This is a genomic window from Oerskovia enterophila, assembly GCF_044748475.1.
Classification (GTDB): Bacteria; Actinomycetota; Actinomycetes; order Actinomycetales; family Cellulomonadaceae; genus Oerskovia; species Oerskovia enterophila.
Genome location: NZ_JBIVFZ010000003.1, coordinates 1 through 19,918 on the forward strand (window position 1 = coordinate 1; position 19,918 = coordinate 19,918).

20 protein-coding genes are annotated in these 19,918 nt (G+C 70.5%); 7 read left to right on the forward strand and 13 right to left on the reverse strand.

Going from position 1 to position 19,918, the window contains the following annotated elements; translation table 11 throughout:
- Positions 1-203: 203 nt before the first annotated feature.
- Positions 204-548, reverse strand: coding sequence for an RNA polymerase-binding protein RbpA (locus ACIPWA_RS09345; RefSeq protein WP_030151331.1), 345 nt, complete (start codon positions 546-548; stop codon positions 204-206).
- A 470-nt stretch (positions 549-1,018) separates the two neighbouring features.
- On the opposite strand from ACIPWA_RS09345, the gene ACIPWA_RS09350 reads away from it, so the two are divergent.
- Entirely contained in the window at positions 1,019-2,104 is a 1,086-nt protein-coding gene (locus ACIPWA_RS09350) for a tyrosine-type recombinase/integrase (RefSeq protein ID WP_056651909.1), read from the forward strand.
- Positions 2,105-2,521: 417 nt separating this feature from the next.
- Positions 2,522-2,809 carry a DUF1905 domain-containing protein gene (locus ACIPWA_RS09355; RefSeq protein ID WP_400289693.1) on the forward strand — a complete coding sequence of 96 codons (288 nt, stop codon included), beginning with the start codon at positions 2,522-2,524 and terminating at the stop codon, positions 2,807-2,809.
- Between the two features lie 91 nt (positions 2,810-2,900).
- On the opposite strand, the gene ACIPWA_RS09360 is transcribed toward ACIPWA_RS09355, so the two are convergent.
- Positions 2,901-3,854, reverse strand: a complete 954-nt coding sequence (locus ACIPWA_RS09360) for a patatin-like phospholipase family protein (protein ID WP_400289695.1) — start codon at positions 3,852-3,854, stop codon at positions 2,901-2,903.
- 490 nt (positions 3,855-4,344) lie between these two features.
- On the opposite strand from ACIPWA_RS09360, the gene ACIPWA_RS09365 reads away from it, so the two are divergent.
- From ACIPWA_RS09365 to ACIPWA_RS09385, 5 genes are all read left to right on the forward strand, one after another.
- Positions 4,345-4,794, forward strand: coding sequence for an iron chaperone (locus tag ACIPWA_RS09365; protein WP_322788304.1), 450 nt, complete (start codon positions 4,345-4,347; stop codon positions 4,792-4,794).
- Between the two features lie 159 nt (positions 4,795-4,953).
- Positions 4,954-5,280, forward strand: a complete 327-nt coding sequence (locus tag ACIPWA_RS09370) for a hypothetical protein (RefSeq protein ID WP_400289697.1) — start codon at positions 4,954-4,956, stop codon at positions 5,278-5,280.
- A 392-nt stretch (positions 5,281-5,672) separates the two neighbouring features.
- Positions 5,673-5,888: a hypothetical protein gene (locus ACIPWA_RS09375; RefSeq protein ID WP_400289699.1), complete on the forward strand. Its 216-nt coding sequence runs from the start codon at positions 5,673-5,675 to the stop codon at positions 5,886-5,888.
- Between the two features lie 200 nt (positions 5,889-6,088).
- The gene (locus ACIPWA_RS09380; protein WP_400289701.1) at positions 6,089-7,237 is read left to right on the forward strand and encodes a tyrosine-type recombinase/integrase; all 1,149 of its coding nucleotides are present in this window, start codon (positions 6,089-6,091) and stop codon (positions 7,235-7,237) included.
- A 127-nt stretch (positions 7,238-7,364) separates the two neighbouring features.
- Positions 7,365-8,573 carry a phospholipase D-like domain-containing protein gene (locus tag ACIPWA_RS09385; RefSeq protein ID WP_056763853.1) on the forward strand — a complete coding sequence of 403 codons (1,209 nt, stop codon included), beginning with the start codon at positions 7,365-7,367 and terminating at the stop codon, positions 8,571-8,573.
- Positions 8,574-8,589: 16 nt separating this feature from the next.
- Here ACIPWA_RS09385 and ACIPWA_RS09390 read toward each other — a convergent pair whose 3' ends face one another.
- The 11 genes from ACIPWA_RS09390 to ACIPWA_RS09440 form a co-directional block, all read right to left on the reverse strand.
- The gene (locus ACIPWA_RS09390) at positions 8,590-8,742 is read right to left on the reverse strand and encodes a hypothetical protein (protein ID WP_157257649.1); all 153 of its coding nucleotides are present in this window, start codon (positions 8,740-8,742) and stop codon (positions 8,590-8,592) included.
- Complete coding sequence (locus ACIPWA_RS09395) at positions 8,739-9,419, reverse strand: MBL fold metallo-hydrolase (RefSeq protein ID WP_068626567.1); 681 nt, start codon at positions 9,417-9,419, stop codon at positions 8,739-8,741. The genes ACIPWA_RS09390 and ACIPWA_RS09395 overlap by 4 nt, the downstream gene beginning before the upstream one ends.
- A 207-nt stretch (positions 9,420-9,626) precedes the next feature.
- Positions 9,627-13,025, reverse strand: coding sequence for a pyruvate carboxylase (locus ACIPWA_RS09400; RefSeq protein WP_400289702.1), 3,399 nt, complete (start codon positions 13,023-13,025; stop codon positions 9,627-9,629).
- A 265-nt stretch (positions 13,026-13,290) separates the two neighbouring features.
- Positions 13,291-13,884 carry a MerR family transcriptional regulator gene (locus tag ACIPWA_RS09405; protein WP_056651927.1) on the reverse strand — a complete coding sequence of 198 codons (594 nt, stop codon included), beginning with the start codon at positions 13,882-13,884 and terminating at the stop codon, positions 13,291-13,293.
- Between the two features lie 207 nt (positions 13,885-14,091).
- On the reverse strand, positions 14,092-14,604 hold the full coding sequence (locus ACIPWA_RS09410; RefSeq protein WP_068626599.1) for a bifunctional nuclease family protein: 513 nt from the start codon (positions 14,602-14,604) through the stop codon (positions 14,092-14,094).
- 131 nt (positions 14,605-14,735) lie between these two features.
- Positions 14,736-15,404: a transcriptional regulator FtsR gene (gene ftsR, locus ACIPWA_RS09415; RefSeq protein ID WP_400289705.1), complete on the reverse strand. Its 669-nt coding sequence runs from the start codon at positions 15,402-15,404 to the stop codon at positions 14,736-14,738.
- Positions 15,405-15,541: 137 nt separating this feature from the next.
- Positions 15,542-16,033 carry an FHA domain-containing protein gene (locus ACIPWA_RS09420; protein ID WP_400289708.1) on the reverse strand — a complete coding sequence of 164 codons (492 nt, stop codon included), beginning with the start codon at positions 16,031-16,033 and terminating at the stop codon, positions 15,542-15,544.
- Positions 16,034-16,216: 183 nt separating this feature from the next.
- Entirely contained in the window at positions 16,217-17,575 is a 1,359-nt protein-coding gene (locus ACIPWA_RS09425) for a DUF881 domain-containing protein (RefSeq protein WP_400289710.1), read from the reverse strand.
- Between the two features lie 8 nt (positions 17,576-17,583).
- On the reverse strand, positions 17,584-17,916 hold the full coding sequence (locus tag ACIPWA_RS09430; RefSeq protein WP_056651935.1) for a small basic family protein: 333 nt from the start codon (positions 17,914-17,916) through the stop codon (positions 17,584-17,586).
- Positions 17,913-18,845, reverse strand: coding sequence for a DUF881 domain-containing protein (locus ACIPWA_RS09435; protein WP_400289713.1), 933 nt, complete (start codon positions 18,843-18,845; stop codon positions 17,913-17,915). The genes ACIPWA_RS09430 and ACIPWA_RS09435 overlap by 4 nt, the downstream gene beginning before the upstream one ends.
- Complete coding sequence (locus tag ACIPWA_RS09440; RefSeq protein ID WP_068626560.1) at positions 18,842-19,447, reverse strand: cardiolipin synthase ClsA; 606 nt, start codon at positions 19,445-19,447, stop codon at positions 18,842-18,844. Before ACIPWA_RS09440 ends, ACIPWA_RS09435 begins: the two co-directional genes overlap by 4 nt.
- Positions 19,448-19,918: the final 471 nt, after the last annotated feature.

Consider the following 19,918-nt stretch of genomic DNA (forward strand, 5'->3'; position numbering starts at 1 on the left):
CGCGCGCGGGGAGCCGGTGGGGGGGGGGCCCGGGGCCGCCCCGGCTTGGTCCCGGCCCCCCCCCCCGGGGAAACCCCCCCTTTTTTCACTGGGGGGCCCGGGGCCCCCCCCGGGCCCACCTCTGACAACACGGCGCACGCCGGACGATGGAACGACGAAGGGCCCGGAACTCCTCGGAGTTCCGGGCCCTTCGAGGCAGTCGATCAGGCGCTGCGACGCAGCTTGCCGGCACGCAGGAGGCCGAGGCGCTCGTCGAGCAGTTCCTCGAGCTCCTTGATGGTGCGACGCTCCAGCAGCATGTCCCAGTGGGTGCGGGCAGGCTTGCCGGCCTTGGGCTCGGGGCGCTCTGCGTCACGCAGGAGGGCCTCCTCGCCACAACGACACTCCCAGACCGCCGGCACCTCGGCCTCGGTCGAGAACGGCAGGATGATCGTGTGCCCGTTGGGGCAGTCGTAGTGAGCCTGGAAGCGGGGGGCGAAGTCGACGCCCGCGTCGGACTCCATGCTCTTCGCGCCGATGCTCATTCCACGTAGGGACCGGTCGGCCATGGTGTCCTCCAAGGGGTAGCGGCAGGGTTGTCTATGGGGGTCAACGTCCGGCCGGCTGCGAGTGTTCCGGTCGGACGTGAAGGTCCGGTGAAGCAGGAGGCGCGCCGAACCCACCCGTCGAGGCTGCCCAGCAGACCGTGCGCATCGGGTGGGACACGCACTCCCGCGAGACCACCGACCAGGTTTCCGGTTTTCGAGGGCGGGCGCAACTTCAAGCGCCGAATCGGGGTGTGACGTTGCTCCGGCGAGGCCACGCCCAGGACGGCTCACAGGTGCGCGACACCTTGCCCTGGCTGAGAGATGGGCGAGGGATCCTCCTCGACGCCAGGCCTTGACCGGTGCGCCGAGGTGATGCGGGCGCGCCACCCGGGGATCACGGCTGGCCTGTCCGGATAGTCGTCAATGCCACGATCGCGGTACGGTTCGTCGTGTGAGGCACCAGGGAGACGGCGAGCGGCGGGCGGTCGATCATGGCGACCGTTGAGGCCTACGAGACGACCGCCGGACGGCGGTACATGGTTCGCTACCGCACCCCCGAACGTAAGCAGACCAAGAAGCGGGGCTTCAAGACCAAGCGGAGCGCCGAGGCCTTCGCGTCCTCGCTCGAGGTCTCGATGCTGCGCGGCGAGTTCATCGACCCCGCGGCGGCCCGGTCGACGGTCCTCGAGCTCGGGGGAGCGTGGCTCCAGCGCCAGACGCACCTCAAGCCGTCGACCGCCCGAGCGATCGAGAGCTCGTGGCGCCTCCACGTCACGCCCCGGTGGGGGAGCGTCCCGGTCGCCGAGATCCGGCGCACCGCTGTCCAGGCGTGGGTCTCCGAGCTGAGCGCTGCCTACAGCCCCACGACGGTCGCGCGCGCCCACGGCGCCCTGGCGTCCTTGCTCGACGACGCGGTCGACGACCGCAGGATCCTGACGAACCCCGCCCGCGGCGTGAACCTGCCGCGCAAGGTCCGGCGCGAGCACACCTACCTCGACCACCAGCAGGTCGCGGCGCTGGCCGCGGCCGCCGGACGGCACGAGACCCTGGTCCTGGTCTTCGCGTACTGCGGGCTGCGCTGGGGCGAGGCCGCGGGCCTGCGCGTCAGGGACCTCGACATGCTCCGGCACCGGCTGCGCGTCAACCAGAACGCGGTCGAGGTCGGCTCGGACATCGTGATCGGCACCCCCAAGACGCACGAGCGACGCTCGGTCCCGTTCCCGGCGTTCCTGTCCATGCGCCTCGCCGCGGCGTGCGAGGGCAAGGGGCGCGACGACGTCGTCTTCCACGGCGACCGCGGCGACTACCTCAAGCGCTCGAAGTCCGGCACCGGATGGTTCTGGCGCGCGGCTCGCGACGCGGGCATCGACGACCACCTGACCCCGCACGACCTGCGCCACACCGCGGCGAGCCTCGCCGTGTCGGCCGGGGCGAACGTCAAGGCGGTCCAGCGCATGCTTGGACACGCCTCCGCGAGCATGACGCTCGACGTCTATGCGGACCTCTTCGACAACGATCTCGACGGCGTCGCGGTCGCCCTGGAGTCCGCGAGACTGCGCGCAGTCTCGCCTGGCTAGTGCCCGTGGTGTGCCCACGGGGCGCGCGACACTCTGCGGGTGGCCCGTAGAAAGGGCGGAATATCAACGATTCTGCCGGGAAGAGCGTCCCGCGCCCCGTGGGTATAGAACTCACGGGGTATGCGCATCCAGGGGCAAAACGGGCATCGCTCTTCGAACGGCGAACTGCGCAGATCACACCGGAGGCAGATCTGGCGCCGACGCTCTCAGGGCTTCCTGACGAAGTCTGTCGACATCAAGATATCTCGGTGGTTCTTCGCTGCAGCAGCACGCGGGTCGGGGCGGCCGGCGTGCAGGCGGTGCAGTCCGCGGCGACCTGCGGCGTGTGCCGAGCAGCCCGTCCTTGCCGCTCGATAGTGTCGAGCATCAGGGCGCTGCTGGAGGAGCGGTGCTGACGATCGACGAAGGAGTCACCCGGTGAGCAGCTCTCCAGGTCCGATGGACGTCTCGTTCTCCGCTCCGATCGGGGTGACCGTGCGGGGCGACGTGTGGTCGTGCGTCGAGGTTCCCGACTCGGTCGAGCTGTTGGCAACCGGCAAGGCCGTGAGAGTGGTCGCGACGGTGGACGGCCACGACCTGACGGCCGGGCTGATGCCGACCGGGTCAGGTGGCCACATGCTCTCGATCAGCGCCAAGCTGCGCAAGAAGCTCGGGAAAGACATCGGAGATACCGTCACCGTTCACCTGACCGAACGATTGACGTGAGCCTCGGAGTGTTTCTCCCTTTTCCCGTCGGTCGCGCGGCGCGGTTGCATGCCACGCGACCGACGGGAAAAGGGCAAGAGCCCTCGGGGATTCAGCGCCAGAAGGCGATCAGCGCGTCGGCCAGAACCATTCCTTGGGCATGTCCGGCTCGAGCGGCCAGGGGGCGCAGAGACACGTCCATCGCGTTCGCGCCGAACAGGTGCTCGGAAGCGCTGTCCGGGAAGATCGTCTCCACCTCGCTGCCCAGCGCCCGGAGCTCGTCCACCTGTGCGGCGAGCTGCAGACCCCAAGCCGGCGGCGTGAACGACCGCCCGCCGAACGGTGAGAGCACCAGCACCCGCGTGTACCCGGCGGCAAGGTCGGCGTTCTCGTTGCGCCGATAGCCGCCGTCGATGTAGCGACGGTCGCCGATCCTGTAGGGCAGACCGCTCGAACAGCTCGCGGCCACGGCGTCCGCCAGGTCGACCCCGCTGAGGTGGTCGAACACGACCGGCTCACCGGACTCGGCGTCGACGGCCGTGAGGAGCACCTTTCGCTGCGGCCAGTACTGACTCGGGAGCCGAGAAGCGACGGTGGCGCGCCACTGAGCGCGCCAGGACCCGTCCGACGCGGCTTCTCGGTCGAGCGCTGCGGTGCCCACCATTCTTCGCAGGTCAGCAGCGTCGCCGGCGGAGGCGATGAGAGCTTTCATCCGCTCAAGGTGTTCCCCGACCGCGCGGTTCGCGGCACGTCCTCGGTCTCCACCGGGGGCGCCGTTCGGACGCGGGGGAGCAGCCGCAATGATCGCGGCGAGCAGCTCGGTCGGGGACGCGCCGGCCAGCTGGGCGGCGGCGGTCGAGCCGGCCGACGTCCCGACGGTGAGGTCCGCTGCGGTCACGTCCAGGCCGGCGTCGGACAGGCCGGCCAGGACGCCGATCAGCCAGGCGTTACCTGTGGACCCGCCGCCGCCGAGGACGAGTGCCCGTTCGCCGACAGGGAACGGCGGCACGCTCTGATCGCTGTTCGAGGAGTCGGGTGCTGGGGAGGAATCAGGTGAGATGTTCATGGGAGTCGCCTTTCGCGAAGTGCCTGGCGAGCGCTCCCGATGGCGACTAGCTCAGTCGCGCGATCGTGGGCTGCGGGGGAGCGCCCGGTACGGATACTGCGTTCACGGGTCTCACCTCCTTCTGACGGATCACGATCACCGTGACGCTAGCACGTCGAACGCGCGGTCGACCACGGCAATGTGCCGAGGAATGCTGCACAACGAAAGGTGCAAAGACCTCCAGTGAATCCCGGCATGGCCCGACAGGGGCGCCGACAAATCCGGTGCGGACCTCAGCCGACATTGTCAGGAGTCTTCGTGCCGCACCCGATGGAATTCTCCGAGCGATCCTCGGCTCGAGGATCGCTCGGAGAATTCCGACGACACGGTGACATTCTCTGGGAGTTGATCAGGCTCGCCGGCTGTCGGGATCGAGCAGTTCTGGAGAAGCGTCTCGCGCACGCCCTCAGTAACGTCGTTCCTGACGACAGGCCCACCGAGAAGGGGAACCATGATGACCGGCACCGCGAAGACCGCCAAGAGCAGCAAGGCCTACGAGGGGTTCTCGGCCGAGGAACGTGCGGCGATGAAGGAGCGCGCCAAGGAGCTCAAGGCGTCCGCGAACCGGGCCGAGGCGGAGAAGGCCCAGCTCGAGAAGATCGCGGAGCTGTCCGAACCGGATCGCTCCATGGCTTCTCGGCTCCACGAGCTCGTCGCGGAGCACGCGCCCTCGCTCGCACCGAAGACCTGGTACGGGATGCCCGGGTGGGCCAAGGACGGCAAGATCCTGTGCTTCTTCCAGCCTGCGGAGAAGTTCGGCGCACGCTACCCGACCTTCGGATTCAACGACGTGGCCCAGCTCGACGACGGCACGCTGTGGCCCGTCGCGTACGCCCTCACGGAGCTGACGAAGGAGAACGAGGCGACGATCGCTGAGCTCGTGAAGCGGGCGGTCGGCTGACCGACGGCAGGAGACGCTACTTGGTCGCCTCGCAGGTCAGAGTCCCATAAATGGCCTCTGACCTGCGAGGATGCTGGTTCCCGGCGTGAAACCCGGGGGAGTGGCGGGGCGGGGATCTCCTGGCCGCGGCGCCCGGAGCCGTCTGGCGGGATGCTCACCATGCCCCTCGACATCCTGCTGGTCGCCGTCTCGCAGCGAGGCACGAGCTCTCGTCGTCGCACACTGAGGACCTTGGCGGCCACCTGCGACACCGAGGGCGAGCTCGTCCGGCGTGCCGCAGCGAGCGGGCGGCCGTTGCTGGCGAAGATCGACCCGTACGGAGATCTCGTGCTGACGTCGTCGGAGGTGGATCAGCTCGTCGCCGAGCTGCGATCCGTCGACGGCGCGGCATCCGGGGCCGCTGCACGCATCGTCGACGAGGTCGTCGGCCTGGCCGAGCAGTGCGCCGTCGACGCGACCACGGAGCTGCACCTGATCGGTGACTAACGATCCGGTCCGCAGATCGTCGGAACGACGCTCCTTCTACCCCTTCTCGACCGCCACCGCGCAACGCCGATAATGTACATTATGTCATTATGGTCGAACGAGACCACCCCTCTCGGGCGCACGGGCGGGCATCGAGGGCCTCTGTGCGCCCCAGAACGCGCGTCCGGTTCGGCCGATCGAGCCCGCCGGCCGCGTCGGGTGCATCAGGAGCGCGCACCACTGGCTCTCTCCTTCGCAGGGGCGTCGAGCAGCGGCGCCAGCAGCCTCTGGAGTCGACGATGAGCTCAGGACCGTTCGTGGCGACGCAACACGATGGGCCGAGCATCACTGAGCTGTCGACCTCGTCCAGAACCCCGCTGGCGCCGATCGGCCGACGGGTCGCGGTCCAGTGCGTGCGCACGTTACTCGTGGCGATGCTCCTGGTGGCGACGCTCGCCGTGGCAGCCCTGACGGCCGCACTCAGCGCGATCGTCGCCGCCCCCTGGTGGATCTATCGGTTGTGGCTCAGCCCCGCACGCCACCGGTCCCCCTCAGGCGCGGGCGTCCTGCTGGGCGCCCGACCCAGGCGAGACGACGACGCGGCCGTCGCTGCGCCGTCGGGCATCTGAGGACGAGACCGCCCGTGCCTCTTTCGCGACGACACCACCTGCGGTAGCCTTCTTCAATTGGGACATACGAGACAAACCATTGTGTTTGTCACAACACCATGCTCTGAGGGTCGAACGTGAGCACCGGTCCCCTCGAGGGTGTCAGTGGCGCCCCCTATGCTCCGGATGTCCGATGTCATCCCGTTCCCAGGAGCCGCACGGTGGTCGCACCTCCCCGCCTACGTCGCGTCACCGTCGCCGAGGCCGTCGCCACGTACCTCTCGTCGGTGTCCGCCGAGACGGTCAGAGGGGTCCTCTCCCCCACGACCCAACGCAACTACGAGCGCGACCTGCGTGAGCTCGCCTCCCTCGCCGGGCCCGAGACGATCCTCGACGACATCACGGGCGACGACATCGACGACTTCCTCCTGCGCTACCAGATCACCCCTGACGGCCGGTACGCAGACCCCCGGACCAAGCCCGACGGGCCCGGGCGGTCGGCCGCGACCGTGAACCGCTTCCGGCAGTCGATCTCCCGCTTCTTCACGCACGCCGCGCGCGACGGGTGGGTCCAGGCCGACCCCATGCAGTGGGCCTCTCCCCCGGCCAGGCTCCGCGGCGGCCTGCGCGTCGCGCGGACGGCGCTCTCGGCGACGGCGGCCCAGGCGCTCCTGGTCACCGCGAGCACCAAGCCCCGCGGGCCGGGTCCCTCGGCGGCTCAGGGCCCGGCGGCCGCATCTCCTCCGCCGCGCGCCGACCACGACCTCGCGTTGCGCGACCGCCTCATCATCGCGCTCCTGCTCATCCTCGGGCCGCGCGTCTCGGAGGTCGCGCGCGCGGACGTCGACGACTTCGTGCGCGAGCCCGACCAGACCCGCTGGCGCATCAAGGGCAAGGGAGGCGCCGTCCGCACCGTCAGCCTGTCAGAACCGTTGTCGCGAGCCCTCGAGGAGTACCTCGTCGGCCTGCGTCCCCAGCTGCTCGCCCGGCGACCCGGCGACCACGACGCGTCCCGGGCCCTCCTGCTCACCTGGCGCGGCCGCCGCATCGACGCCCAGGCGATCCGCGCGCTGCTCAACCGGTGCATCGCCCGCATGCCCGACGAGTACCGGCGCGCCGCGACGCCCCACGCCCTGCGGCACACGACCGCGACTCTCCTCGTCGCCCAGGGATGGGACGTCAAGGTCATCGCCGAGCTGCTGGGCCACGCCTCGATCGCGACCACGGGCGTCTACCTCGACCGGATCGAGGGCGAGCTCGCCGCGGCGATCCGGTCCCACCCGCTCTCGGCCGGCCTGCCCGCGGAGATGGGGAGCGAGCCCTCGCCGGAGCATGACAGAACGGGTGAAATCGACACGGTGCGTCCCTGATATCGCAGCGGTCGCGGTCGGTCCGACCAACGTCACCAGTTTTCTCCGGGTGCTCTCGGCGTCCTGCGGCTACGGTGAGCAGGTGCGCCCCTCGAAGACGTCTCCCGTCCAGCTCGCCCGAACGGTGATGGCCCGCGCAGCGGTTCTCGCGGTCGCCGTCCCCATGACCGTGGCCACGGGTCTCGTGATCGCCGACGCCATCCGCAAGCGGCGCGTCACGGACCCCAGCCGCTTCCCCCGCTCGGCCCCGGCCGAGGGGAGGATCGGCGAGACGGAGACCACGATCTTCACGTACGGCGACGACCTCTACCGCGAGATGCTCGCCGCCATCCGCGGGGCCCGGCGTCGCATAATGCTCGAGACGTACATCTGGAAGGGGGACGAGCTCGGGCAGGAGTTCAAGGACGCCCTGATCGAGGCCAGCGAACGCGGCGTCGAGGTCTTCGTGATCTACGACGGCTTCGCGAACCTCGTGGTGCACCGCGAGTTCCTGACGTTCCCCTCCCCCATCCACGTCATCCGGTACCCCGTCTTCCGCCCCGGCGTCCTGGTGCTCAACGTCCGCAAGTCCGGGCGTGACCACCGCAAGATCCTAGTGGTCGACGACGAGATCGGGTTCGTGGGCGGGTACAACATCGGCTCGATGTACGCGACCCAGTGGCGCGACACCCACATCCGGCTCGAAGGGCCGTCCGCCTGGGAGCTGCGCAACGCCTTCGTGGACTTCTGGAACTCGAACCGGAAGTCGGACCAGCCTCCCCTCGAGGACCCCGGTTCACGTCTGTGGCTCCCTGAGCTCCGCGCGGCACGCAACGCGCCTGCGCACCTCGTCTTCCCGATCCGCGGCATCTACCTCGACGCGATCGACCGGGCCTCGGACCACATCTACATCACGCAGGCCTACTTCATCCCCGACCGCGAGATCCTCGACGCCCTCCTCATGGCGGCACAACGAGGAGTGGACGTCCGGGTCCTCGTGCCCGAGCGTTCCAACCACGTCGTCGCCGACTGGCTCTCCCGCGGCCTCTACACCACGCTCCTGCGGGGCGGCGTCACGATCTGGCTCTACAAGGACGCCATGGTCCACGCCAAGACCGCGACGATCGACGGGCGCTGGACCACGATCGGCACCGCGAACATCGACCGCCTCAGCCTGACCGGCAACTACGAGGTCAACCTCGAGATCGTCGACGCCGGCATCGCCAGCCAGATGGAGAAGGTCTTCGAGGTCGACCTCAGCAACTGCCGCGAGCTCACGCTGACGGAGTGGTCGAGCAGGTCGATCGCCGCCAAGCTCGGCGAGGTCGCGCTGACCCCGCTGCGCCCGCTGCTGTAGGGGCTGCGGAGGGGAATCACTCCCTCACCGCGTCCGCGATCTCCTCCTCCGGGCGCGGCGGGACGGTCTCGTCGATCTCGATGACGGGCACCTCGTCGAACTCCGGGTGCTCGCGCAGGAGCTCCTGCGCGACCGCCTCAGGATCACGGTGCGACTGCTGCTCGGTCATGGTCGGCTCCTCGGGGTGATGTCGAGGCGCTGGCCCACCTCGAGCGGACGGTAGTCGTAGGTCCCGCCGGTGCGGCCCACCCCGAACAAGCGATGGACCAGACCGAGGCCGGCGGTCGAGAGGATCGCGTCGTGGATCGGCACCACGGCCCACGGGTCCAGGTCGCGGACGAAGTCGATGCCCTCCGCGACCTTCATCCACGGCGCCGCCACCGGAGCGAGCAGCACGTCCAGACGCCGGTCCGTCAGGGGCGGGCTGAGCGAGTCGCCCGGGTGATAGACGCTCGCGCCGTCGGCCGAGAACAGGTAGGTGACGTTCGCGACCCGGGGGATGTCGGGATGGATCACCGCGTGCTGACCGCCTCCGACCAGCACGGCGAACGGCCCCAGCGTGAGCACGTCGCCCGGCTCGACGACCCGGTACCTCTCGCCGTCGGGAGCCTCGCCCAGCAGGTCGAACGCCGCCTGCGGGCCGATCATCGCCAGCCCCTGGCGCTCGTCCAGCGCCTTGCGGACCGCCGCGACGTCGAGGTGGTCCGGGTGCGCGTGCGTCACGAGGAGCGTCCCGGGATCCGCCAGCGCGGACGACGTGTCGGCGAAGGTCCCGGGGTCGACCGTGAGCGTGGTCCCGTCGTGATCGAGTGCGACGCAGGAGTGTCCGTGGAACGTGAGGTGCATGAGCCTTCCTTGGGCCGGGGTGTCTTCCTGCTTCCAGTGTGCCGTGAGCGGCCGCGGTCGTCGCGAGGTGGCTTCGACGTGCCCGGCCGCGCCCCCGCACCCGCGGGAGCTCCGTCGTCGGGCATCCGCCTCTTCCCCGACGACGACGCGGGCCGGGTCAGCAGCCTGTCGCTGCCGACCCGGCCCGCGGGCAGTGGATCACGGGTGTCAGACGACGACCAGGACCAGGTCCCCGCCCTCGAGCTGCTGGACCGCGCCGATCGCGACGCGCTGCACCGTGCCCCCGACGGGCGTCGTGATCGCGGCCTCCATCTTCATGGCCTCGACCGTCGCGACGGTCTGGCCTGCCTCGACCACCTCGCCCTCGTGGACCACGGGAGTCACCGCCCCCGCGAACGGCGCCGCGATCTGCCCCGGCGCTCCGGGGTCGGCCTTCTCGGCGAGCGACGAGTCGACCTCGATCGACCGGTCGCGCACCTGGAGCGGACGCAGCTGGCCGTTGAGGGTGAACATGACCGTCCGGCGCCCGCGCTCGTCGGGCTCACCGACGGCCTCGAGCCCCACCAGGAGCTTGACGCCACGGCCGAGAGAGACCTCGACCTCCTCGCCGGGCGTCAGGCCGTACAGGTACGCCTGTGTGCCCAGCACCGACACGTCACCGAACGCGGCACGCGACGCCTCGTACTCCTTGGTCGGGCCGGCGAAGAGCAGGTGGTTGAGCCGGTTGCGGCGCGCGTCCGAGTCGCCGTCGAGGTCCGCCTGGTCCTCGACCGTCAGAGGTGTGACGGCGTTGCGCACGACCCGGCCCGCGAGGGCCTTGGAGCGGAACGGCTCGGGCCACCCACCGGGCGGGTCGCCCAGCTCGCCGCCCAGGAACGCGATGACCGAGTCCGGGATGTCGAAGTCCTGCGGGTTCTCGGCGAAGTCGACCGGGTCGGCGCCGCGCGCCACGAGCTGCAGCGCCAGGTCACCCACGACCTTCGAGGACGGCGTCACCTTGACGAGCCGGCCGAGGATGCGGTCGGCCGCGGCGTAGGTCGCCTCGATCTGCTCGAACCGGTCCCCCAGGCCGAGCGCGATGGCCTGCTGGCGCAGGTTCGAGAGCTGCCCGCCCGGGATCTCGTGCTCGTACACGCGCCCGGTCGGGCTCGACAGCCCCGACTCGAACGGCGCGTAGAGGCGGCGCACGGCCTCCCAGTAGGGCTCGAGGTCGCACACCGCGCGCAGCGAGAGGCCCGTGTCCCGGTCGGTGTGCTCGAGCCCTGCGACCAGGGCGGACATCGAGGGCTGGCTCGTGGTGCCGGCCATCGCGGCGCTCGCGACGTCGACCGCGTCGACCCCCGCGGCGACCGCGGCCATGAGGGTCGCCATCTGCCCGCCCGAGGTGTCGTGCGTGTGCAGGTGCACGGGCAGGTCGAAGCGCTCGCGCAGGGCCGTCACGAGCCGGGCCGCGGCCGCAGGACGCAGCAGGCCGGCCATGTCCTTGATCGCCAGGACGTGCGCCCCGGCGTCGACGATGCGGTCGGCGAGCTCGAGGTAGTAGTCCAGCGTGTACAGGGACTCGGCCGGGTCGAGCAGGTTGCCCGTGTAGCACAGCGCGACCTCGGCGACCGCGGTCCCCGTCGCCCGCACCGCGTCGATAGCGGGCCGCATCTGCTCGACGTCGTTGAGCGCGTCGAAGATGCGGAAGATGTCGACGCCCGTGGCCGCGGCCTCGCGGACGAACGCCTCGGTCACCTCGGTGGGGTACGGCGTGTAGCCCACCGTGTTGCGGCCGCGCAGGAGCATCTGCAGCGCGACGTTGGGCATGGCCTCGCGCAGCGCCGCGAGCCGGGCCCACGGGTCCTCGCCGAGGAAGCGCAGCGCGACGTCGTACGTCGCCCCGCCCCACGCCTCGACCGACAGGAGCTGCGGCGTCATGCGGGCCACGTAGGGGGCCACCGTGACCAGGTCGTGCGTGCGGACGCGCGTCGCGAGCAGCGACTGGTGCGCGTCACGGAACGTCGTGTCGGTGACCTTGACCGCGGTCTCGGCGCGCAGCGCGCGGGCGAAGCCCTCGGGGCCCAGCTCCAGGAGCTGCTGACGGCTTCCCGGCACGGGAGCGATCGACAGGTCGATCTCGGGGAGCTTGGCGGCGGGGTCGATCCCGCCAGGACCCGTCCCGTGCGGACGGTTGACGGTCACGTCACCCAGGTAGCTCAGGAGCTTGGTCCCGCGGTCCGCGCTCTCGCGCGCCGCGAGCAGCTCGGGGCGCTCGTCGATGAACGACGTCGACAGGTTGCCCGCGATGAACTCGGCGTCCGACAGGACGGCCTGCAGGAACGGGATGTTGGTGCGGATGCCGCGGATGCGGAACTCCGCGAGGGCGCGTCGTGCGCGCCGGACGGCCGTCGGGTAGTCGCGCCCGCGGCACGTGAGCTTGACCAGCATCGAGTCGAAGTGGCCCGAGATCTCCGACCCCGCGGTCGCCGTCGCGCCGTCGAGCCGTACGCCGGCGCCGCCCGGCGAGCGGTAGGCCACGATCCGGCCCGTGTCGGGACGGAACCCGTTCGCGGGGTCCTCGGTCGTGATGCGCGACTGGAGGGCCGCGCCGTTGACGTGGACGTCCTCCTGACGGATGCCGAGGTCCTCGAGCGACTCCCCCGCGGCGATGCGCATCTGCGAGGAGACCAGGTCGATGTCCGTGACCTCCTCGGTCACGGTGTGCTCGACCTGGATGCGGGGGTTCATCTCGATGAAGACGTGCTGCCCCGCACGCTCCCCCACGGTGTCGAGCAGGAACTCGACCGTCCCGGCGTTCTGATACCCGATCGACCGCGCGAACTTCACGGCGTCGGCGCAGAGCGCCTCGCGGACCGCGGGGTCCAGGTTGGGTGCGGGCGCGATCTCGATGACCTTCTGGTGGCGCCGCTGGACCGAGCAGTCACGCTCGCACAGGTGCACGACGTTGCCCTGGCCGTCGGCCAGGATCTGCACCTCGATGTGACGCGGGCGCAGGACGGCCTGCTCGAGGAACATCGTCGGGTCGCCGAACGCGCCGTCGGCCTCACGCATCGCGGCGGCCAGCGCCTCGGGCAGATCCTCGCGGCGGTCGACGCGGCGCATGCCGCGCCCGCCGCCACCCGCGACGGCCTTGGCGAAGATGGGGAAGCCGATCTCGTCGGCGGCCGCGATGAGCTCGTCGATGTCCGACGAGGGCTCGCTCGACGCCAGGACCGGGATCCCGGCCTCACGGGCAGCCTTGAGCGCGCGGACCTTGTTGCCCGCGAGCTCGAGGACCTCGGCGGGCGGTCCCACGAACGCGATGCCCGCGTCCTTGCAGGCGCGTGCCAGGTCGGGGTTCTCCGAGAGGAACCCGTATCCGGGGTAGATCGCGTCGGCGCCCGCGTCCTTGGCGACGCGCACGATCTCCTCGATGTCGAGGTAGGCCCGGACAGGGTGGCCCTCCTCACCGATCCGGTACGCCTCGTCGGCCTTCAGCCGGTGCTCGGAGTTCCGGTCCTCGTAGGGGAAGACGGCCACCGTCCGGGAGCCGAGCTCGTACGCTGCGCGAAACGCCCGGACCGCGATCTCCGCGCGGTTGGCGACCAGAACTTTCGAGAACACCAAGTACCCCATCCGTCATCGTGGGTCGGGTCCGGGACCGTCGCGAGAAGAGGTCCACGCACCCGCTCGTCACGGGCGTCGCTCCGGCACGAGCCGGGACGCCCACAGGCGATCTTCGCACGGGTTCTTCACGGTTCGGGCAACAGAACCTCGCGAGCGGCCGCGAATGTGGCCTGCGACACGCGCCGAGCCCCGCCCTGCGGAGGCAGGGCGGGGCTCGGCGGAGGCAGGGCGGGGCTCGGCGGAAGGTGTGCGGGAGCGGGGTTCAGCCCGCGGTCCGTGCCCGACGGCGCAGCGCCAGCTCGTCCTGCGTGGGGCCGCTGGGCGCGTCGTCTGTGTCCGCGAGCGACTCGGTGGGCATCTCGCTGAGCGTGCCCTCGACCTCGCGCCAGACCCGGCCGACAGCGATGCCGAAGACGCCCTGCCCGCCCTGGACGAGGTCGACGACCTCGTCCGGGGACGTGCACTCGTAGACGCTCGCCCCGTCGCTCATGAGCGTGATCTGCGCGAGGTCCTCGACGCCGCGCTCGCGCAGGTGGTCGACGGCCGTGCGGATCTGCTGCAGGGAGACCCCGGTGTCGAGGAGTCGCTTGACGATCTTGAGGACGAGGATGTCGCGGAAGCCGTAGAGGCGGTGCGTCCCCGAACCGCTGGCGGGGCGGACGGTCGGCTCGACAAGTCCCGTGCGCGCCCAGTAGTCGAGCTGTCGATAGGTGATGCCGGCGACCCGGCAGGCCGTGGGCCCGCGGTACCCCGTGTTCGTGTCGTGCTCGGTGATGTCCTCACCGAACAGCAGGCCCTGTGCCGCATGGGGAACGGGAGCACCCGGCTCCGCGCTGGCTCCACCGCTGCTGTTCACTGTGCCTCCAAGGGTGATGTGGACTCCACGCTAGGCCCGTGACCGTGGGCCGTCAACGACTGACCCTCTGAAGCCGGGGCGTGTCGCGGGTGACCTCGAGGCCTCGAGGGCTCCCCCGCGCTGGGGCCACTTCCCCCGACCTCAGGTCACGATTGAGTGTCCAAAATGTATAACTGTGCCGCTATTGTCTCAGGTAGAGCCTGAAAGTTACACGTCCCTTTCAGGGCTTTCAGGGGTTTCTCCCTCCTCGGGAGGGCCGAAGTCCTCGGGCGTCACGTGATCCAGGAAATCTCGGAACCGCTCCATCTCCCGCTGCTGCTCGCCGTCGACGAGCTCGACACCGGCCAGTGCCACGATCTCTGCCGAGCACAGGACGGGACTCCCCGTCCGCACCGCGACGGCGATCGCGTCCGACGCCCGCGCGTCGACGCGCACCCCGGTCCCCAGCACCATCTCGGCGTAGAAGATCCCGTCGTCGAGCGCCACGATCTCGACGCGCGTGAGCTCGACGCGCAGCGCGTCCAGGACGTTCCTCAGGAGGTCGTGGGTCATGGGCCGCGGCGCGGTGAGGTGCGCCTGAGCCATCGCGATCGCGCTCGCCTCTCGCGGCCCGATGATGATCGGCACCACGAGCTCGGCCGCGGGGTCGAGGAGGAGGACGACGATCTCCTGCCCTGCGCCCTGCTGCTGGCGCACGCCGAGGACCTCCACGGGGACCATCGGCACCTTGTCGCTCACGTCTCCACCGTACGACGCGCGGCCCGCTCCGTCAGGAGCAGGACCGCTGAGTCCGTGGACGCACTGCGCCCCCGGTACGTGAGGACGTACCGGGGGCGCAGGTGAACGGTGGATCAGTTCGTGAGGTCGCCCACTCCCTGGCGGACCCAGACGGTGTGCAGCTTGGCGAAGAGCTCGCCGACCTCGCCGGCCAGGGCGCTGGCGTGCGCGCGGGCCGAGGCGCTCTGCTGGCTGCGCCACGGCGCGACGACCTGCTCGACCAGGCCGACGTGCCGATCGGCCGACGTGCGCAGGAGGCGCAGGTGGCGCGGCTCGATCCCGTACTCGGACAACGCGGCCGCGAGCTGGACGACCTCGAGCGACCACGCGTCCAGCTGCCCACCGGGCGCCTGGCGAAGCACTCCCGCGGAGATGAGCCCCTCGACGAGCGAGACGTCGACCTCTGCGGTCGAGGCCAGCGTCGCGACGGTGTACTTCTGCCGCGTCACCGCGCGCTCGGGCTCGCCCCCGCTCGTCGCCAGACGCGGCGCGGGATTCTCCACGACCTCGCCCTCGTCGAGGGCGGCCAGGTTCTCCTTGATGACCTTGAGCGGGAGGTAGCGGTCGCGCTGCTCGAGCAGCACGTACCGCAGACGCTCGACGTCGGCCGGGCTGTACTGCCGGTAGCCGGACGGGGTGCGCTCGGGATCGATCAGTCCTTGCTCCTCGAGGAAGCGCAGCTTGGAGTGGCTGACTCCCGGGAACTCCGCGCGAAGAGCTCGCAGCACGTCGGAGATGCGCATGGTCGCGCGCCGCGAGATCCCGTGAGGCCATCTCGCGGTGGAGTCCTCGACCTCGTGGTCCGCCAGGGCCCGCGCGGCGTGCGCACCGGCCCCGCCGAACCGGTCTTCGTGTCCCCAGGGGGAACGTGCCGGTTGGTTCACGGGTGCTCTGCCGCGCCTTCCGCCGGGCCCGCGGGCTCGTCCAGGACGGGGCTGGCGTAGAAGGTCAGGCGGTACTTGCCGATCTGGACCTCGTCACCGGTCACCAGGCCCACGGCGTCCACCCGGTTGCGGTTCACGTAGGTCCCGTTGAGGGAGCCGATGTCACGCACGACGAACTGTCCACCCTCGCGCACGAACTCGGCGTGCTTGCGCGAGACCGTGACGTCGTCGAGGAAGATGTCAGCGTGCTCGCTGCGGCCCGCGACGACCCGGTCGGCGTCCAGCAGGAAGCGCGAGCCGACGGCAGGTCCCCGCTGCATGACGAGCAACGCAGAATGGCGCGGCAGCGCCGAGATGGCGGTCTGTTCCTCAGCAGTGAGGCTGCCCGGCTGCAGGCCGTCGTCGATCGGAAGCTCGATTCGTCCGAACGTGACGGTCGTATCGCTGCCTCCCCGGCGCGGCTCCGCAGATTCACCTGGAGTGGTCATCTCGCCTCCTCGGGAGTTTTTACGCATTCAGAGCAAAATACCTTGGGGGGAAGTTACTACACCTACCGGTCCCCCGGGTACAGGGAACGCGGTGAGGCGGAGAATGCCCTCCAACGCGACCAACCTACCCCGACGGACGGGTCCGAGAGAAGAATCCGTGCACGTCAGGAGGCATGACGAGGGTCAGCTGCCGTCCTCGGCGGGGACCGGGGTCGCGAACCGCGGAGCCTGCGGCTCACGCGTCGCGTCGACCGTCACGAGCTCCTCCTGGGTGATCGTCGGCACTGCGCCGGCGGTCCGGACCGTGGCCATGGCCCCGCCAGGGATCTCGAGGGCCGTCTCGAGCGTCGACGGGTCACCGATCACGGTCCACCGGTAGGGCGAGGTGATCTTCTGGCCGTCGACCACGATCCCGCCGTCCCTGTCCTCGAAGTAGCTGCTCGTGACGAGGCGGACGCCGTTGACCTCGACCACCTCGGCTCCCGCGTTGCGCAGCTCCTCGAGGATGTTGAACATCTTGGGAGCCGAGAGCGGCTGGCCGGGCTCGACGATCGACAGCTCGATCCCCGGGCCCTCGGCGGGCAGCCGGCCCGAGAGGATCCCCTGGGACTCTGACTGCTTCTGCGCCAGCTCGAGGGCCGCCTGCTGCTGGCCCGATCCCGACTTGAGCTCGTCACGCGTCGACTGGAGCGTCGCGACCCGCTCCTCGAGCTCGTTCGCGCGCTGCGTGACCTCGTCGAGAAGACGCACCAGGTCGCTCTGCCGCAACGACGAGAGCTGCTGCTCCTGCGTCTGGCTCACCTGGACGGCGAGCGCGAAACCGAGCAGCGCGCACAGCAGACCTGCGAGCAGCTTGGAGCGCGTGAGCTGGGGACGCATCGCGTGCCCGAGCTTGGACCACCCTCCCGGAGCGTCCGCAGGGGGCGACGCGGCCGCCTCGTGGCGACCGTGCGCCGTCGGGCGTGGGCGCGGGGCGGGTTGCGGCTCGACCGGGGCGTCCTGCCCGACGGCGTCTCCCCCGCCCGGCGCTGCGGCCTCGGCGGGCGCACTGGTCGTCCCGGGCGGGGCGGGAACCACCTCGGTGGCACCGGTGGCCGCAAGCGCCTCCTCGGTACCGTGGTCCGTGTCGGCAGCCTGCCCTGCGGGGGCCCGTGCGCCGACCTCGGCGACCGTCCCGGGTGCCGGGGTCGTCGGCGCGGGGTCCGGCAGGTGGCCGATCGTGCCCGGGTCGTCGGTCGCGACGTCTTCGCGAGCATCGTCCTGCGGCACGTCGGACGCGCCGACGACCGCCACGGGCGACTCAGGCTCGACCACCTCGACGGGCTCGGGAGCCTCGTCCGGCACCACGACGTCGCTCGCCGGGACGTCGGGCTCGACATCCTCCGCCGCGTTCGCGTCCGCGACCGTGGCCTCGTCCGTGGCGGGCATGGGCTCGGCCGCCTCTGCCACGGTGCCGTCCTGCGGCGTCTCGTCCTGCGGGGTCTCGTCGACCGGGGAGTCCTCGGGCAGAGCTGCGTCGTCGGGCGTCGGGTGCTGAGCCATCGCGGGGCCTACGCCTTGAACAGGTGCCGGCGGATGGCAGCGGCGTTGGAGAAGATGCGGATGCCGAGGACGACGACGACGCCCGTCGAGAGCTGCGTGCCCACGCCGAGCTGGTCGCCGAGGAAGACGATGAGCGCCGCCACGACGACGTTGGACAGGAACGAGACGAGGAAGACCTTGTCGTCGAACAGTCCGTCGAGCATGGCACGCAGGCCGCCGAAGAGAGCGTCGAGCGCGGCGACCACCGCGATGGGCAGGTAGGGCTGGAGCGCTACGGGCACGGTGGGCTGGAGCACGAGCCCCGCCACGACGCCCAGGACCAGTCCGACGACTGCGATCATTCCGTGCTCTCCTGCTCTGCGGGTGAACTGTCGGTGCCCGCGGGCTCGTCGCCCCCGGTTGCGGTGGAGTCTACGGCGTGCGCGTAGTACAGGCGTTGTACCCCGTTCCCCGGGAGCGAGAGCTTGCTCTGCGCGACGCGGCTCTGCTGGATGCCCCAGGCCTGGCTGATGGTCATCAGGTAGTCCTGCGCGGCCGACCGGGCGAACGTGGTCTCGAGGGTGTCGGGATCTCCGATCGCCTCGACGCGGTACGGGCCGATCAAGGGCTGGAGGTCCACGAGGATCGCCTCGCCCGCGCTGCGCACGGCGCTGAGCGGGGTCAGACGCTGCCCGTTGATGGCGATCGCTTCCGCTCCCGAGGCCCAGAGGCCGTTGACGACGTGCTGGAGGTCCATGTCCTGGACCTTCTTCTGGAACGAGTCCTCGTCGGACGCGCCGAGCCCCGCCGGCGCGTCCTTGAGCGTCACGACGATCCCCGGTCCCGTCACGGCGATCGAACCGTTCGTCACTCCGTCGACCTTGAGCGACTCCAGGAGGGCAGGGTCGATGTCGGAGAGCGCCTGGGTCTGGAGGGCCTCGGTCTCCTCGCTGAGGGCCGTGGCGCGCGCAGTGAGATCGTCGACGGCCTCCCGTCGGTCGGTGATCTCGTCCTCGAGGACCTGTCGGGCGGTGATCGCGGACCCCTGGGGAGCCCGGAGGTCGACCGTGGCCGTCGTCGTGACGAAGCCGAGCAGGACGCCCAACGTCACGACCAGGAGCCACGCGCGGGGACCCTTCGACTGCTCCTGGCCGCTCGCGCGGCGCGCGGCGGCCTCCGCGTAGCCGGGGTCGAGCGGGCGGTCCATGACCTCGGTCAGCAAGGTCATCGAGGCGTCGACCCGTGGAGGGCGGCGGGGTGCGGGCGCGTCGTTGCGGGGAGCGTGGGTCATCCTGCGGCCGTGTCCTGGGGGTCGGGGCGGTTGCTGGGGGCGAGGAGCTGCCGGGTCTGGCGGACGTACTGGAACCCGGCGAGCCAGTAGAGACCGACCCCCCACCAGGTGAACGCCCAACCGATGATCGAGGCCGTGGCCCCCAGCGCACCGGGGCTCTCGGCGAGCAGGAGGAGAGGGAAGGCGTAGAGCAGCGCGAACGTCGCCGCCTTGCCGACGAAGCTCACGGGCAGCGGACCGTACCCGTGGCGCGTGAGCGCCGGCAGCAGAGCCAGCAGCGTGAGGTCTCTGGCCACGATGACGAGCACGAGCCACAGCGGCACGACGTCGCGCCAGGCGAGGCCGAGGAGCGTCACGAAGATGAAGAGCCGGTCGGCTGCCGGGTCGAGCACCTGCCCGAGCTTGGTGACCTGGTTCAGGCGTCGCGCGAGGACGCCGTCGAGCCAGTCCGAGGCCCCGGAGATCGCCAGGACCGCGAGCGCCCAGGCGTCGTCGCCGCGGACGATGAGGACGGCGAAGAGGGGGACGAGGGCGAGCCGGAGGAAGCTGATGGCGTTGGGGATGGTGAGGATGCGCGAGCTGACCTCTTGCCCTGCTGCCACGCCCACCGTCCGTTGCTCACTGCGTCTTGCGCATCGCTTGTCCGTCTTCATCCTACGGGTGGTCATCCTAGGGGCGTGGGGGCGGTGTGGTGGGGCATTTACGGTGTTGCTCGGGGTGTTCTTCCGGGTTTGGCATGTTTTGTGTGGGACGTGGTGTGTGTGACAACGGCAATGCGGAACTCGGCGCGGGCGCGGGGCGTTGTGCGTGTGCTGGTTTTGTCTGCGTCCGTTGGCGTTCCGGGGGCTTGTGGTGGAGGTCACCGGTGCTCGGCCCCTGCTGGGGACGGGCGTCGCGTAGACTGGCAGCACAATCTGGAGTTCGTCGCTGTTCCCGCGTGTTCGTGTGAGTGTGGCCCGCCGCTTCTTGGCGCGGGCGAGTCACCGGTGTGTGTTCGGGAGTGCGGCCAGTGGAGAGCCGACTTGGCAACCACGCGTAACTCCCACCCTCAGCGAAACGGTTGAACACATCTC